Raw genomic sequence first — 14,351 nt, 5'->3', positions numbered from 1 at the left:
CTTTATGAGCGAATCATCAATGAAGAAAAATAAAATTATCACAACAGAAGATATTCTTTTAAAACTTTGCCAATCAGTATCCGGGGTACTGACTTCAGCAACTAGCTCGCCTGTCACCTATTCAGCGATGGTGCAAAAAATCACCAAAACCAGCCTAAAGCCAGACTTTGGCTGCTTTGTTCTATTCGATGGTGGTTTTTCAGGGCTCGTCGTCATCAACTTCACGGCCAAGGCGGCATTGGAAGTGTACACAAACTACATGCGCAATATGGGCATGCCTGAAGATGAGTTGGCTGTACTGCACACTTCAGATGAAGTGGCGGATGTACTGGGCGAACTAATGAACCAACTGGTCGGTGACTTTACCAACCAAGTGCGTAAAGACTTGCAAACTCACATCACACAAAACCAACCTAAGATGCTAACGCTGAATAAGCAGGTAATTTTGTCGGTAGATACTAACCTTGATCGACCGCAAGCTCGCCGAGTTACTTTCTCAACAGAGAAAGGCAACATTTTCTACCTTGAGCTAGCGATGGATAAGACAGAGTTTATCCAGCTTGAAGAGTTTGAGACAGCGGAAGACGAGTGCCCTGATGAGATTTTAGAGAAAGCTCGTCAAAATATGGCAAGCAAGTCTGAACCAAAGCAAGAAAGCGCATCTGCAGCTGACGACCTTTTCGATGAACTAGGTATTTAATCACTCAGTTCTTCAAAAATAGAACGCCACTGATTAAGCAGTGGCGTTTTGCCCACCACTGCCTTTTAAACCACGCCCTATTATTCTTCGTGACCAGAGCCCTACCGACATTTCCGTTTTTCCTCAGAACACGTTAAAATAGCCGACTTTGCAAAATTAGGTACCTCTTAGTTGTCGATGAATAAACAGAAAGCCCTGAAGAAAATTGCTAAATGTCTTGAACTTGGTAACTCTGCGAATGTGAATGAAGCAGCAAACGCCATCAAGATGGCTCATAGCTTGATGCTCAAATATGGTCTCGACAAAGACGATATTGAGTTCATCAAAATGGGCAAAACCCAATCGACACATCTCCTTCCTGCTAACATTGGCTCTCAGCTGCTACGTATCATTCGTGGTATTAACACCAAGTTTGGCGTAGAAGCGGTACTTCTAAATCATAAAGGACTCAAGCGCGCTGAATTCATCGGTGAAGCCGACCGCGCTATTTTTGCTGCCTTTGCTTTCGACATTATTTACCGAGAAATGAACGAGCAAACGGGCCGTTTTAGAAACAGTTTTGCCGGCACGGGCACTCCATCTAGCGAAGTTACGCGCCGCGTAAACTCATTTTTATCGGGCTGGGTGGAAGGCGCACTAGAAAAATTGCCTATTATTACTCCAGATGAAGAATCCGCAAAAAAGATTGACGACTACATCGATAAAGAGTTCCAAAACATAGACCGAGAGACCTTTAAGCAACAGCTTCGAGAGGCGATGAAAAATCTCACTGAAGATTACGAGGTCGGCTTGAAAAAAGGGCGGAAAGTATCGGTCAACCGCCCAATTGACGGCGCTCAAGCCCCTAAAATGCTGCGTTAGGCGCTTGTTCAGGTTCGGTTAAGGTTTGGTAAAATACACTGTTCAGAATTGACATAGAGGCGTCGATGGGGTTTATTCCTCGGCAAATCAAAACTCCAGAGCAATGAATCTGGATACACGGAGATGTTTATTGTGAAGAAAATTACCTTAGCCCTTGCTGTCGCAATCGCACTGTCTGGTTGTCAGGCGACTCAGCGCCAAAACGCGACAACCGGTGAATCAGAGACAAATTCGGCAACTTCCGGCGCAATCATTGGTGCTATCGCAGGTGCAGCAATTGGCGTTGCAACTGGTGATGACGCGAAAGATCGCCGTAAGCGTGCTCTTATCGGCGCAGCGGGTGGTGCTGCGGTAGGTGGTGGCGTAGGCTACTACTTTGACCAACAAGAAGCCGCTTTGCGTCAAGAGCTGCTAAATTCTGGTGTTCAGGTCGAACGTGTTGGCGAAAACCAACTTCTTCTACGCTTAGAAAATGGCATCGGGTTCAGCTCTAGCTCGTATCAACTCGATAGCAGCATCCACAATACCCTACGCGGAGTCGCTCGTATTCTGGTTGAATACCCAGACACAAGTTTGGTTATTGAAGGCCATACAGACAGCACAGGCAGCGATACGACCAACCAAATCCTATCAGAGCGTCGTGCTGAATCGGTCCGTTCTTACCTAGTGTCACAAGGCGTTGCGGCTGGTCGTGCTATTGCTCGTGGCAATGGTGAACGTTACCCACTTTGCACCAACAGCACAGCAGAAGGCCGTGCGTGTAACCGCCGTGTTGAGATTCAAATTCTTCCGTTGAAGTAACTGAGAATACGTTTTAATAAAAGATAAGTGGCTTCCTTGAAGCCACTTTTTTTATTTGTCTCGCAAATGATTTAAACTATAGGACTAACGCCAAATTCGCTGTAAGGGATTGCCTTGAAACTGATTGCTTTCATTCTGCTCATCTTTTGTCCATTGAGCTATGCCGCTTCGATCGAAGCATTAACCGAGCAAGCTCAAAATCAGAATGTCGATGCGCAATTGCAACTCGGTCAGAAGTACCTTAGCGGAGACGGTGTTGAAGCCTCTCGAGACGAAGCCATCTATTGGCTCGAACAAGCCGCTGATTCTGGCAGCCAGCAAGCGGCGATTGATCTCGCTAACGTCTACTTAGCCAATCAAAGTCATCAAACTGATGTTGCAAAAGCCATCTACTGGCTAACTCGACTTGCTCTTAGCGATAACTACCAAGCTCAGTTCAATTTAGGCAAAGTGTACGAAGGGTTGAGTCAACCACCATCCAACCTTGCCTTGGCGGAAGTTTGGTATCAAATTGCCGCCCCAAACTTGCCAGAGGCAGAAGACGCGTATGCGAAGGTGCTTGAGATGCAGTTTAACGCCCAGCGAGCCAAACAGGTGTCATCGATCGATCAGTTAGAAGTGGCCTTTGACGATAGCGGTATTGAGTTAAGCCCTGTGGCCCAATCGAAATACGAGAGCACAGCAAACAACGATTTTATTTACTTATCCATCGCGCTGAGTATTGCACTCATTGCTTTGCTCTTTTGGCACCTAAAGGCAACTCGCTCTCTAAATAAAAGTAGCCAACATTCTTTGTCAGAGAATAAGCAGGAGCAGCGCCAGCTACAGAACAAAATCAAACAACACGAAGCGACGATCAAAACACAAAAGCGCCAGTTGGAGACGCTTTACCGCCAGTTTAAAAAACAGCAAGCGACCCAGCAAAGACCTCAACCTTCTCAGCCGACTAAAACGGCGAGCGAGAACAAGCTATCCTTGGCATGTGCACTGTTTGGCTATAAGCCAGATACCATTCCAGATACAAAGCAAATAAAAACACGCTATAAGCAGCTGTGTAAAATTTACCATCCTGATTTGAAAGGCAGTGAAGAAGATATGAAACGTTTGAATGCGGCGTTGAAAATCATACTAAGCTGCGTTAATAAATAGTTACAAATCATAGTAAGCCGAGAGCAAAATATTCGACAGGCTTTAAGTTACGGGCTCGCGCAATCGATCACTCTCCCATTAACCATAACAAATGATTAACCTATTGATAGGTGTCATGTCATAATACGCCGCGAAGATAACACCTAGTATATAAAGGTGGGGAGAACACTATGTTTACTATCGAAGGCATATGCGATTGGTGCAAAAAACCAAGCCTACTAACGTCGCATGATTACATTGACGGTCTGCGCCATCACTCTTGCCAAGAGTGTAATGAGCTGGCCACATTGGATGTCCGTCAATTCAACATTGCTGAACTTGCACAGCGTGAAAAACAGCAGGCGATGCGTTAAGCATTAGATTTCTCCAGGGATGAGCAGGCCACCAAATCGGTGGCCTTTTTGTTTTCGAATCTTGCCAAATCACAACCACTCATTCATTCACGCACAATCATTCTGCGTCAGGCTGATTTTCTGGAGCGGCATCAGCAAAAGCGCTCAACGCCCTAAGTGACGACGTCACTTTTTCGATATGTGGATAGCGCGTGATATCGATGTTGAATCGCTCGGCGTTGTACACTTGTGGCACCAGGCATACATCAACCAAACTAACATCATCTCCGACACAGTATCGACCACTTGTTTGAGCCAACTTCTTTTCCAAACCCGAAAAGCCAACATCAATCCAATGCGCGTACCACGCCTGCTTACTCATGTCATCAATACCCATTGGGCCAGCAAGGTACTGTAATACGCGCAAGTTGTTGAGTGGATGAATATCTATTGCGATATCTTGCGCCATCGCTTTCACCAGATAGCGCTTCTCTTTATCTGCTGGAGTAAGCAAAACATCCGGGTATTGCTCATCAAGGTAATCGATGATGGCTAACGACTGATTAAGCCGCACGTCACCATCGACCAATACGGGTACAAGTTCACTGGGATTGAGCATCTGGAAATCGGCAGAGTGCTGCTCTCCGCCATTTCTGACTAAGTGGACGGACGCCTGTTTGTAGGGCAATTGCTTCAAGTTCAGGGCGATCCGAACTCGATAGGCCGCTGACGAGCGCCAATATCCATAAAGTGTGATGTCTGACATTAGTATTTCACCACGTACTGATCAATCGAGCCAAAGATAGAGTGACCTTGCTTATCCAGCATCTCGATCTTTATATGGTCACCAAACTTCATAAAAGAAGTGGTAGGTTTACCATCACGGATCGTCTCAATCATTCTGACTTCAGCAATACACGAATAACCGACGCCACCCTCAACGATTGAGGTTCCATGGTCAGTGCCCTGCTTGTTAGAAACCGTACCAGACCCGATGATCGCCCCAGCACAAAGCGGACGGGTTTTCGCCGCGTGGGCGATAAGCTCTGGAAACTCAAATGTCATATCGACGCCCGCATTCGGTTTACCAAACAATTCATGATTGTAGTAAGACATAAGCGGCAGGTTTAGTTTGCCACCATCCCAATCATCACCGAGCTCATCTGGCGTCACCGCTACTGGGGAAAAGACCGACGACGGTTTCGATTGGAAAAAGCCGAACCCTTTACCCAATTCATTGGGGATCAGACCGCGTAGCGACACGTCATTGACCAACATCACCAATTTGATGCTCTTTGCGGCTTGCTCCGGTGTGACGCCCATTGGCACATCGCCTGTTACCACCGCGACTTCACCTTCGAAATCGATGCCCCAATCTTCGCTTCCTAGTGGAATATCATCACGAGGACCAATAAACGCATCGGAACCTCCTTGGTACATTAACGGGTCAGTCCAAAAGCTTGGGGGCATTTCTGCGCCACGCGCCTTACGAACCAGCTCTACGTGATTGACGTACGCACTGCCATCCGCCCACTGGTAAGCCCTAGGTAGCGGCGATTCGCATCGACTTTGATCAAACGGCAGCTCCTGCACTAGCTCACCTTCATTCAGCGCGAGATAGACTTCATGGAGTTGAGGCTCAACGCGATCCCAATCATCTAAGGCTTGCTGCATGGTCTCTGCGATTTCAGAAACCGCAACACACTTGGTTAATGCTCTATTGACGACCACCAGCAAACCATCTCGGCGGCCATTTTTTAAGGTTGCTAACTTCATACTCAATCCCTTAATTCTTATCCTTTCCAGCTGTAGACGTATTCTTTATTTTCAACCGCGGTGGCCTCTTCGCCAAACGAGAGAGCGTGGCGGGTATCAATCATCACAGCGACTTCATCGGTAAACTTCTTCTTGTACTCTTGGCCAGCCTGAAACGCTTTTGGGTGCGGCCCATGAGTAAATCCAGCTGGATGGAAAGTGACCATCCCCGCTTCGATATTGTCTCGGCTAAAGAAGTCCCCTGCGTGGTAGAAAAGCACTTCGTCGTAATCATCATTGTTGTGGTAAAACGGCACTTTCAATGCGCCTGGGTCACTTTCGATGGGTCTTGGAACAAAGGTACAAATCACAAAACCCGCGCCCACAAAGGTCGTGTGCGCCGACGGCGGCAGATGGTAGCGATGTGACATCAGTGGTCTTATGTCACGCCAGTTTACTTTGACAACCGCCAAATCACCGTGCCAACCAATCGCGTCCAATGGGTTAAACGGATAAGTGACCGTGCTGATTTGCTCATGGCGTTTTACCTGCACTTGGGTTGACTGCTCAGAATATTGCGCCTTAAATTTTTCATTGATCGCTGGCACTTCCAGAACGGCCGGATCAAACACAGCGTGGTTGCCGACCATGCCTTTGTCGGGCAAGGTGTACGCGGCGTCGGTGTTTTCAACCATGAGAATAAACATGGGCTCAGACGGTTCGAGTCGCCAATTGGTTGAACGAGGAATCACCACATAGTCACCTTCCCCTACCTCTAAATGCCCATAGTCACTGTAAAAATCGGCCTTCCCTTGGTGGATAAACAGCAGTTCGTCACCGTCTGCATTCCTAACCAGAAATTCCATTTTTTCATCCATGCGCCAAACGCGAATTTTGCAATCTGCATTGTGAAGCAGATGGGGCACCGCCCAAGGAGAGAGTTGGCTCGCTTTCTCGACAAGATTGAAGTTGAATGCTCTCGGGCGTAGCTCTCCCTCCCACTCACTCCATCCTGTAGGTGCGTGTTGATGATGAAAGTGTGCAGCGGGGCCAAAGAAGCCGCTTCTTCCCGCCTCTCTCTCGTAAATTGCCTCTTCCGGGAAGTCTGCGTGCGCTTGTTTGGAGCACACCCCCTCCCGGTGAGGGAATGTGATCCATTTATGCATCGTTTAGTACTCCACGGCGAATTTGGTCTTCTTCGATCGACTCAAATAGAGCTTTGAAATTACCTTCTCCAAATCCTTCATTGCCTTTACGTTGAATGATTTCAAAGAACACAGGACCAATGACTGTCTGAGTAAAGATTTGCAGCAAGATGCCATCTTTCATTGGCGCGCCATCAATCAAGATTTCGAGCTCACGAAGACGGTTTACATCCTCTGAGTGCCCCTCTACGCGGCTATCCACCTTCTCGTAGTAAGTACCCGGTGTTGGCATAAAGTCCATTCCGCGATCTCGTAGAGTTTGTACGGTTTGGTAGATGTCATCTGTCGTCAAGGCAATATGCTGAATCCCTTCGCCGTTGTATTCACGAATGAACTCTTCGATCTGCGACTTATCGTCAGACGACTCATTGATTGGAATGCGGATTTTGCCACACGGTGCGGTCATCGCTCGGCTCACAAGCCCCGTCAGTTTGCCCTCAATATCGAAGTATCGAATCTCACGGAAGTTACCGATTCGCTCATAGAAACCCGACCAGACATCCATGTTGCCCTGTTTGACGTTGTGCGTCAGGTGGTCAATTTCATACATACCAACGTCCATTTTCGCCAAGCGTTCCTCTGCATCAGGGTAAAATACAAAGTCCACATCGTAGATGCTCTGCTTGCCGTATCGGTCAACGAAATAGAGCAGGCTTTCACCAATGCCATAAATCGCCGGAATGCTCAGCTCCATCGGTCCGATTTCTGTTTTGTACTCTTCCCCACCATTCTCAAGAGCATGAGCGTGTGCAACAGCGGCATCTTTCACTCTAAATGCCATGCCACAAACCGAAGGACCATGAACTTTGGCGAAGGCTTCAGCTTGGCTGTGAGGCTGCGCATTGACGATGAAGTTGATGTCACCCTGGCGATACAGCCACGCATTTTTGGAACGGTGCTTAGCCACTTCTGCAAAGCCCAGCGAGCTAAACAGCGATTTTAGGTCTTGAATGCCTTTTTCATCCGCTGCCGTGTACTCCACAAATTCAAATCCGTCAGTGCCTAGTGGATTAAACGCTTGATTCATTGTCGTTCCCTCTTTTTTAGTTTCAGCGTGTCTTAGCTAAGATTTGCCGATCTCACTTATAAAAGGAACCAACGGAGGACATTTTACACTCGCACAAACTTGCAACATAACCTGTAAAACATCGCCTACGATGAATACTAAAACCAATAAAAACAATGAATTAAACAAAATAAATTGGTAACAAATATTTTACATCAAAGAAAAATTTGCTTTACACAACGAGAGTACGTTTTACTCCGTTACCCGTTAGTTAGTCAGAAACAGGTAAAGTTGTTGGTTAGATTGATTTACCTCAGATTTATTCACTGCCAGTAAGGCTAAGGTGGTCGCCTCTGTTCTCTACCTAGGTATAAAAATGACACATATTAATCGCGACCGTCTTGTTGACCATTTTATCCAACTCGTTCAGATCGACAGTGAATCACGAAACGAGAAAGCCATCGCGCAAGCACTTTCAGAGCAATTAGGCGAATTGGGCTTCACGGTTCACAAGCTACCTGTGCCTGAAGAGGTCTCTAATGGCTTCAACGTTTATGCTCGACTCGAAGGCAGTATTGAAGACAGCATTGTTTTGAGCTGTCACATGGATACCGTGACTCCAGGTATTGGTATTGAGCCCATCATCGAAGGCGGCATCATCCGCTCCAAAGGCAACACCATTCTCGGTGGTGACGACAAATCAGGCATTGCGGCGATCATGGAAGCCGTTCGCTGCATTCAATCAGAAAACCTCGACCATAAAACCATTGAACTGGCATTCACTGTTCACGAAGAAGGCGGATTGTTTGGCTCAGAGCATTTTGACATGTCTTTCATCACATCGGAGAAGGCCATCGTACTCGATACAGGTGGTCCAATTGGTACGATAGTCAACGCGGCGCCTGGACAGCAAAAAATCGTCGCTAACATCAAAGGTCGCCCAGCCCACGCAGGCTTAGCGCCGGAAGAAGGCATCAGTGCGATCCAAGTCGCGGCTGACGCCATTACACAGATGAAATTGCTTCGTATTGATGAAGAAACCACCGCAAACATTGGTATTGTCGAAGGCGGCAACGCAACTAACATCGTCATGCCAGAACTTAAGATCGTCGCGGAAGCACGCTCACTAAACGGTGATAAACTCGATGCGCAGGTCAACCACATGATCGAGACTTTCCAATCAGTTTCCAAGCAGCACGGCGCCGAAGTGGACATTGAATCAACACGTGCCTACAACGCCTTTGTTATCGCTGATGATCATCCTCATATTCAGTCGGTAAAAGCGTCGTTTGAAGCGATTGGTGCAAGCCCTTACACCAAGGGCACAGGTGGCGGCAGTGACGCGAACAACTTTAATGCCAAAGGACTCACCACCGTCAATGTGTCTACGGGCATGGCGAAAGTTCATACCACCGAAGAGTTCATCGCAATTGATGACATGGTTAAGATTACTGAGTTTGTGAAACACTATTTAACTCATTAACACCAAGCTAAGCCGCAGCGCATGTTGCGGCTTTTATGCGGAGCTCGCTTCAATACGCTCTTGTAGAATCATCGAAGAGAACTCTTGATAAGAGAGCGGTTGTGAAAAGAGGTAACCCTGATATTGGTCGCAGCCAAGTTCTTCAAGCACCGCCAACTGCTCTTCATGTTCAACACCTTCTGCAATCACCTTAATGCCCAGACTGTGCCCCATTTGAACAATGGTATTCACCAGCACTCGATCCGAATGGCTGACTGAGCATTCATCAACGAAACACTTGTCAATTTTCAGTACATCGATAGGCAGTTGCTTGAGGTATTTGAGGCACGAATACTCAACACCAAAGTCATCTATCGCAATGGTGACGCCAATCGCACGAAGTTGTCGGCAAATATCAGTGATATGTTCAGGATCACTCATCAGTGTGGATTCCGTGATCTCTACTTGCAGAAGATGAGAAGGGAGTTTGGTTTGCTTAAGCGCTTTGCACAGCACGTCAAACAGATCCGCGTGAGCAAATTGCACCGTTGATACATTGATGGCAATGCACACATCGAGACCTTGATCGTTAAGCTGCTTCGCCTGCGCACACGCTTGGTAGATGATCCACTGTCCAAGCGGAACAATCTGAGTGGTTTTTTCCGCAACTGGAATGAACTCAGCAGGCGAAATAGGACCAAGCTCTGGATGCAGCCAACGAATTAGCGCTTCTGCACCAACAATCCTTGACTCTTTAATCGACACTTTGGGTTGGTACTGTAAGACAAATTGGTTGTTGGCCAACGCATCTTTGATCTCTGTTTCGATTTGGTGCTGACGAATAGTCTCGCTCAATAGTTCGTTATCGAACCAACAAACAGACCCAGCCCCTTCGGTGCGCGCTTTATACAACGCAAAATCGGCATTTTTTGCCCAAAGCTCCATGTTCCCCTTCGCATCGGTTGCGTATGCGACACCGATACAGTAAGTAATCCGGTGCGAGGTATTTTCGATGCTGAACATCATTTTATGGTGCTTCAATAACTCATCGATCAGCTCATGAAGCGTCTCTTCAATGTGCTTGCTTTCAACAAGGATGACAAATTCATCCCCACCAAACCGGAATATTTCGCCTTTAGACTCAACCAAGTCCTTAAGATGATGTGCAAATGCAATTAGCAGCGCATCACCGTGTCGATAACCTAGGCGATCATTGACGTTCTTAAAGCCTTCCATCCCGATATGAATCAAACCAAAGCGTCCCAAGTTTGACTTATCGACTCTTTGTAAAGATTCGTTGTAAGCGTTCGCATTCGGTAATTTTGTCAGATAGTCGGTGACGCTATCGCGATGAAATTGCTCTGCTTGCTTACGCGTTTGCACGTAAAAGTAGACAAGTAGCGTCGAGAACAGCGTGATTGCCGTGAGTTGAATAGAGAAATCCACAAACGCATCAAAATCTGACACGGAAAGTTGGTACAAGTAACTATTGATTAATGCGGCACCGACCGCGATGGGCCACAACGTTCCGGGAAAAAGGACGATATAACAAAGTGGCAGCAGTATTAAGCAGAGCTGAATATCGTCGAGGTTAAAAGGATCAATCAGCCCACCAACGACAAACAGGGCCAATGACGAAAACGCAAACAAATGCTTAAGAGACGCTTCTTTCACAAAGAGTGCGATCATCATCATCAGTGGGAATAGATAGTAAACATAATTCCAAGTGTGCGGAATCATGGTCAGGGTATAAGTCATCCATCCAACGGCAGAAAGGTAAGCCAAGTAACCCAAAACCTGAAAGCCGTCTGTTAGTTGATTCTGGCGCATAGTGATCCCTACTAATGAGTTATCGTGTGTTGTCTTTCAACACCAGAGGCGTCACATTCACCGAATCGCCCTTTAGCTCAACGATGCAACGCTTACACACTCTGTGATAACGAGCCGCTCATATGTAAACAGTCTCTATAAACACTAGTTCAAATCACACTATTTCGCGATTTTGACGCGTACTCCAGTCAGTCGGAGTCGCTTCGATAGCCATCAATTAAACCCACAAAGTCATAAGCAGGCAACGGCCGAGAGAAAAAGTACCCTTGGTACTCCTGACACCCTTCTTTTTCGAGAAGCGCCAGTTGGTCTTCAGTTTCTACCCCTTCGGCAATCACGCGTTTATTGAGGTTGTGGCCCATTTGGATGATCGTCCTAACCAACATGTGGTCGGTGTGTAGCCTGACACAATCGTCAACAAACGACTTGTCGATCTTAAGTACATCAATAGGAAGCTTTTTGAGATAATTCAGAGATGAGTACTCAACACCAAAATCATCAATCGCAATAGAGACGCCTAGCTCTTGCAACTTCTCGCACGCGGCAATCACAAATTCAGGCTGCTGCATTAACGTCGATTCCGTAATTTCAATTTGCAGAAGATTTGCGGGCAACTGATGTTCATCAAGAGCATCACTGATAAATTTAAACACATCATCGTGGGCAAACTGAACGTTGGAAACGTTGATTGAGACAACGATAGCGTGGCCTTTGTCAAACCAACTTTTTGCTTCTCGACAGGCTTCTCTCGCTACCCAACGCCCAAGCGGTACAATTTTCCCTGTCCGCTCCGCTACCGGAATAAACTCGGCTGGGGAAACCATTCCTAAATTGGGGTGCATCCAACGGATTAGAGCTTCGGCGCCAACCAGTTCACTCGTCTCAATAGACACCTTAGGTTGGTAGTGCAAGACAAAGTGCTGCTCATCAAGCGCCCGTTGTAGCTCCGCCTCAATTTGGTGCTGCCTTACGGTCTCATCTAACAACACATCATCATACCAACACACCGCGCCTGCGCCCTCTTCCCTCGCTTTGAACAAAGCTAAGTCGGCGTTCTTTCCCCACACCAGCACGTTACCTAACGCATCTTTGGCAAACGCGACGCCAAGGCTAAATGAAAGCCGGTGTGACATATCACTGACCACATACAAGTCAGAGTGATAGTTGTGCAAGACTTCAACCAACTGATGAATTTGCTCCTTCAGTTGCTCCTTCTCCGCTTCAACCATAAAGACAAACTCATCCCCACCCAAGCGATAAAATTTGGCAAAGGACGGGACTTTTGCATTCAATTGTTGAGAAAACGTTTGTAGCAGTTCATCGCCATTTCGATACCCCAACCTATCGTTGACGCTCTTAAAGTTATTTAAACCGATTTGAATAACGGCGTAACGATCCGCATTGTCGGGCGTCACCTCGCCGATATCCTCATAAAACGCGTTTAAGTTGGGTAGCTTTGTTAGCACATCTGTATAAGTGCTTTTGCGATAGCGCAATGCTTGGCGAGAAGCCTTCTCGTAGTAATACGTCATGATGGTGGCGAACACCGTAATCGCTAGGACTTCGATGGCATCTTCAACAAACTCTTCGAACTCCTCAGCTGGGAGGTTGTAGAGATAGCTAGCAACGAGCGCGAGAGCCACCCCGATAGGGAAGAATGAACCAGGAAACAAAACCAGATAACAAAGAGGAAGTAGGATAAAACTCTCTTCAATCGCATCGAGCTCTAGGGGCTCAAACAGACCACCGACAAAAATGACAGCAATGGACAAACCACTCAACAGGACTTTTAGGCGTGGTTTAGTGACAAAAAATGCCCCCAACATGCCAAGTGGGAACAACAAATAGGCTTCCTTCCAAACCTCATGCTCTGTCACAAGCGTGTGGGTAATCAAAGCAACAGACGCAAAAAAAAGCGCTGTTACTATAATATTCAATGATCTAGGTACTGTATCTTCTAGCACATCCAACCTTAGGCATGACTCGCGTAGCTCCCACACGGGCGCAATAAAAAAGCTCTATTGAAAGAACGAATTAACATTCTTAACTATAGAGCTTATTTCAGTACTACCGATACTAATGTGATAAGAATATTAGGAATCGAAGATCATAGTTTGAATCACGCCACAAAAATGCCTGTACGTGACAGAAAAATCGCTATAAACCTAGTTGCTCCGCCAACTCTTTCATTTGTTGCAGATCCATCTGATGCACTTTAATCATCTGATTAATCTGACTTAAACGTGAGTTTGCTTCGTCTTGTTTATCACACGAATCAGACTTCGCATCCCAAGAGGTTCCTTCAAGATAGGCGTCGCAATCCGCTTTCAACGCATCTATTTTAGGCAATAATTGTTCGCGCTCTTTTTCTAGAGCTTCAAGCTCCATTTTCACTTTGAGTTCTTGTTGAAACAGCTCTCGAGAGCGCTCAAACAAGGTCGCTTGGATATCCGCTTGACGGTTAAGTTGCGCATTTTGTTGGGATGCCTGCGTCAAACTCTGTTTCTGACTGGCAACTTGCTCTTCAAGCGATAGATTCACCTTTTCAAGCTCCGCAATTTGAGACTGTAATGCGGTTAGTGCCGCTTCATGCTCTTGGGCCTGATCTTTGATAGCTTGCTTAAGTTTGTCTTCGACTTCCGAATCCACATTGGCGACGCGCACTTCCACCTGCTCAACCAATTTCTGCTTATCGCTCATCATGGTATGGTACTTTTGTTCCATCTCCTGATAGGCGCTCTCCCATTTACCGGCTGTGAGCGACGACCCAGCAAGACCACCAATAGCAAGTCCGAGCACACCAGCAATCGCAATGTAAAGATAACTGCGACGATCTCGCTCTTCTATAACAACAACGTCTTCATTCTCTTCAATATCTGTCTGTTTGCTCACTTAACTCGCTCCTAACCACTAGCGGATTAACTCTGTCACCATCAATGTGGCAGTGTAAAATAAAAAGCCGGAAATCAATGTCACCACGACGTATTTTTGTAGTTTTTCGCTGGTACGATATCGAATTAAAACAAACGCTAGCGCGATGAGAAACGCGATTGCGATCAAACGAGTCATACACTCTCCTTAGCTTCACTGCACATCGGGGATTGAATAGTTTAACTACTTCATTTATACCACTAAACAAGAAAAAATGGTCAGCATTCGGTAGTTTTCTGCTTTCAAAAACGAATTATCCTAGAGCAATACCACCTTGTATCTGCATGATGCGCAGATTATCGCCAATTCGCTGGCTTTC

Annotated in this window: 14 protein-coding genes; 6 read left to right on the top strand and 8 right to left on the bottom strand. The window is 46.6% G+C overall.

What is annotated here, in order from left to right; translation table 11 throughout:
- Nucleotides 1-19: 19 nt before the first annotated feature.
- The 5 genes from OH458_RS07170 to OH458_RS07150 all read left to right on the top strand — a co-directional run bounded on the left by OH458_RS07170 (nucleotide 20) and on the right by OH458_RS07150 (nucleotide 3,864).
- Entirely contained in the window at nucleotides 20-700 is a 681-nt protein-coding gene (locus tag OH458_RS07170) for a DUF3334 family protein (RefSeq protein ID WP_269977774.1), read from the top strand.
- A gap of 177 nt (nucleotides 701-877) precedes the next feature.
- On the top strand, nucleotides 878-1,561 hold the full coding sequence (locus OH458_RS07165) for a DUF2786 domain-containing protein (protein ID WP_005470790.1): 684 nt from the start codon (nucleotides 878-880) through the stop codon (nucleotides 1,559-1,561).
- 132 nt (nucleotides 1,562-1,693) lie between these two features.
- Nucleotides 1,694-2,362 (top strand): OmpA family protein, encoded by a 669-nt coding sequence (locus OH458_RS07160; RefSeq protein WP_038139069.1) that lies wholly within the window; start codon nucleotides 1,694-1,696, stop codon nucleotides 2,360-2,362.
- A gap of 114 nt (nucleotides 2,363-2,476) precedes the next feature.
- Complete coding sequence (locus OH458_RS07155; protein WP_269977773.1) at nucleotides 2,477-3,511, top strand: J domain-containing protein; 1,035 nt, start codon at nucleotides 2,477-2,479, stop codon at nucleotides 3,509-3,511.
- A gap of 170 nt (nucleotides 3,512-3,681) precedes the next feature.
- Complete coding sequence (locus tag OH458_RS07150; RefSeq protein WP_005470666.1) at nucleotides 3,682-3,864, top strand: hypothetical protein; 183 nt, start codon at nucleotides 3,682-3,684, stop codon at nucleotides 3,862-3,864.
- Between the two features lie 97 nt (nucleotides 3,865-3,961).
- Here the strand turns inward: OH458_RS07150 and maiA are convergent, their stop codons facing one another.
- The 4 genes from maiA to hppD are packed head-to-tail and all read right to left on the bottom strand — an operon-like array spanning nucleotide 3,962 to nucleotide 7,830.
- Entirely contained in the window at nucleotides 3,962-4,609 is a 648-nt protein-coding gene (maiA, locus tag OH458_RS07145) for a maleylacetoacetate isomerase (RefSeq protein ID WP_269977772.1), read from the bottom strand.
- A complete protein-coding gene (locus OH458_RS07140; protein ID WP_269977771.1) occupies nucleotides 4,609-5,619 on the bottom strand; it encodes a fumarylacetoacetate hydrolase family protein in 1,011 nt (336 codons plus the stop codon). Before OH458_RS07140 ends, maiA begins: the two co-directional genes overlap by 1 nt.
- Before the next feature lie 17 nt (nucleotides 5,620-5,636).
- Nucleotides 5,637-6,764, bottom strand: coding sequence for a homogentisate 1,2-dioxygenase (locus OH458_RS07135; protein ID WP_269977770.1), 1,128 nt, complete (start codon nucleotides 6,762-6,764; stop codon nucleotides 5,637-5,639).
- A complete protein-coding gene (gene hppD / locus OH458_RS07130; RefSeq protein ID WP_039476864.1) occupies nucleotides 6,757-7,830 on the bottom strand; it encodes a 4-hydroxyphenylpyruvate dioxygenase in 1,074 nt (357 codons plus the stop codon). The genes OH458_RS07135 and hppD overlap by 8 nt, the downstream gene beginning before the upstream one ends.
- 355 nt (nucleotides 7,831-8,185) lie before the next feature.
- Between hppD and OH458_RS07125 the strand changes: the two genes are divergently transcribed.
- Nucleotides 8,186-9,292 (top strand): M20/M25/M40 family metallo-hydrolase, encoded by a 1,107-nt coding sequence (locus tag OH458_RS07125; RefSeq protein ID WP_269977769.1) that lies wholly within the window; start codon nucleotides 8,186-8,188, stop codon nucleotides 9,290-9,292.
- 33 nt (nucleotides 9,293-9,325) lie between these two features.
- Here OH458_RS07125 and OH458_RS07120 read toward each other — a convergent pair whose 3' ends face one another.
- From OH458_RS07120 to OH458_RS07105, 4 genes are all read right to left on the bottom strand, one after another.
- Nucleotides 9,326-11,101 carry a putative bifunctional diguanylate cyclase/phosphodiesterase gene (locus OH458_RS07120; RefSeq protein ID WP_269977768.1) on the bottom strand — a complete coding sequence of 592 codons (1,776 nt, stop codon included), beginning with the start codon at nucleotides 11,099-11,101 and terminating at the stop codon, nucleotides 9,326-9,328.
- Nucleotides 11,102-11,289: 188 nt separating this feature from the next.
- Entirely contained in the window at nucleotides 11,290-13,071 is a 1,782-nt protein-coding gene (locus tag OH458_RS07115) for a putative bifunctional diguanylate cyclase/phosphodiesterase (RefSeq protein ID WP_443088500.1), read from the bottom strand.
- Between the two features lie 187 nt (nucleotides 13,072-13,258).
- Complete coding sequence (locus OH458_RS07110) at nucleotides 13,259-13,993, bottom strand: chromosome partitioning protein ParA (protein ID WP_269977766.1); 735 nt, start codon at nucleotides 13,991-13,993, stop codon at nucleotides 13,259-13,261.
- A gap of 18 nt (nucleotides 13,994-14,011) precedes the next feature.
- Nucleotides 14,012-14,170: a hypothetical protein gene (locus OH458_RS07105; RefSeq protein WP_005470825.1), complete on the bottom strand. Its 159-nt coding sequence runs from the start codon at nucleotides 14,168-14,170 to the stop codon at nucleotides 14,012-14,014.
- Nucleotides 14,171-14,351 lie beyond the last annotated feature (181 nt).

The organism is Vibrio sp. MarTm2, from assembly GCF_027587055.1.
GTDB lineage: Bacteria > Pseudomonadota > Gammaproteobacteria > Enterobacterales > Vibrionaceae > Vibrio > Vibrio sinaloensis_D.
The sequence above is the reverse complement of the archived record's forward strand: the minus strand, read 5'-3'. Positions and strand labels throughout refer to the sequence as shown.

Bases quoted from the DNA above. Each gene is read 5' to 3' on its own strand.
- OH458_RS07135 (WP_269977770.1), bottom strand. From the start codon at position 6,764: ATGCATAAATGGATCACATTCCCTCACCGGGAGGGGGTGTGCTCCAAA.
- OH458_RS07165 (WP_005470790.1), top strand. From the start codon at position 878: ATGAATAAACAGAAAGCCCTGAAGAAAATTGCTAAATGTCTTGAACTT.
- hppD (WP_039476864.1), bottom strand. From the start codon at position 7,830: ATGAATCAAGCGTTTAATCCACTAGGCACTGACGGATTTGAATTTGTG.
- OH458_RS07150 (WP_005470666.1), top strand. From the start codon at position 3,682: ATGTTTACTATCGAAGGCATATGCGATTGGTGCAAAAAACCAAGCCTA.
- OH458_RS07105 (WP_005470825.1), bottom strand. From the start codon at position 14,170: ATGACTCGTTTGATCGCAATCGCGTTTCTCATCGCGCTAGCGTTTGTT.
- OH458_RS07125 (WP_269977769.1), top strand. From the start codon at position 8,186: ATGACACATATTAATCGCGACCGTCTTGTTGACCATTTTATCCAACTC.
- maiA (WP_269977772.1), bottom strand. From the start codon at position 4,609: ATGTCAGACATCACACTTTATGGATATTGGCGCTCGTCAGCGGCCTAT.
- OH458_RS07120 (WP_269977768.1), bottom strand. From the start codon at position 11,101: ATGCGCCAGAATCAACTAACAGACGGCTTTCAGGTTTTGGGTTACTTG.
- OH458_RS07170 (WP_269977774.1), top strand. From the start codon at position 20: ATGAAGAAAAATAAAATTATCACAACAGAAGATATTCTTTTAAAACTT.
- OH458_RS07140 (WP_269977771.1), bottom strand. From the start codon at position 5,619: ATGAAGTTAGCAACCTTAAAAAATGGCCGCCGAGATGGTTTGCTGGTG.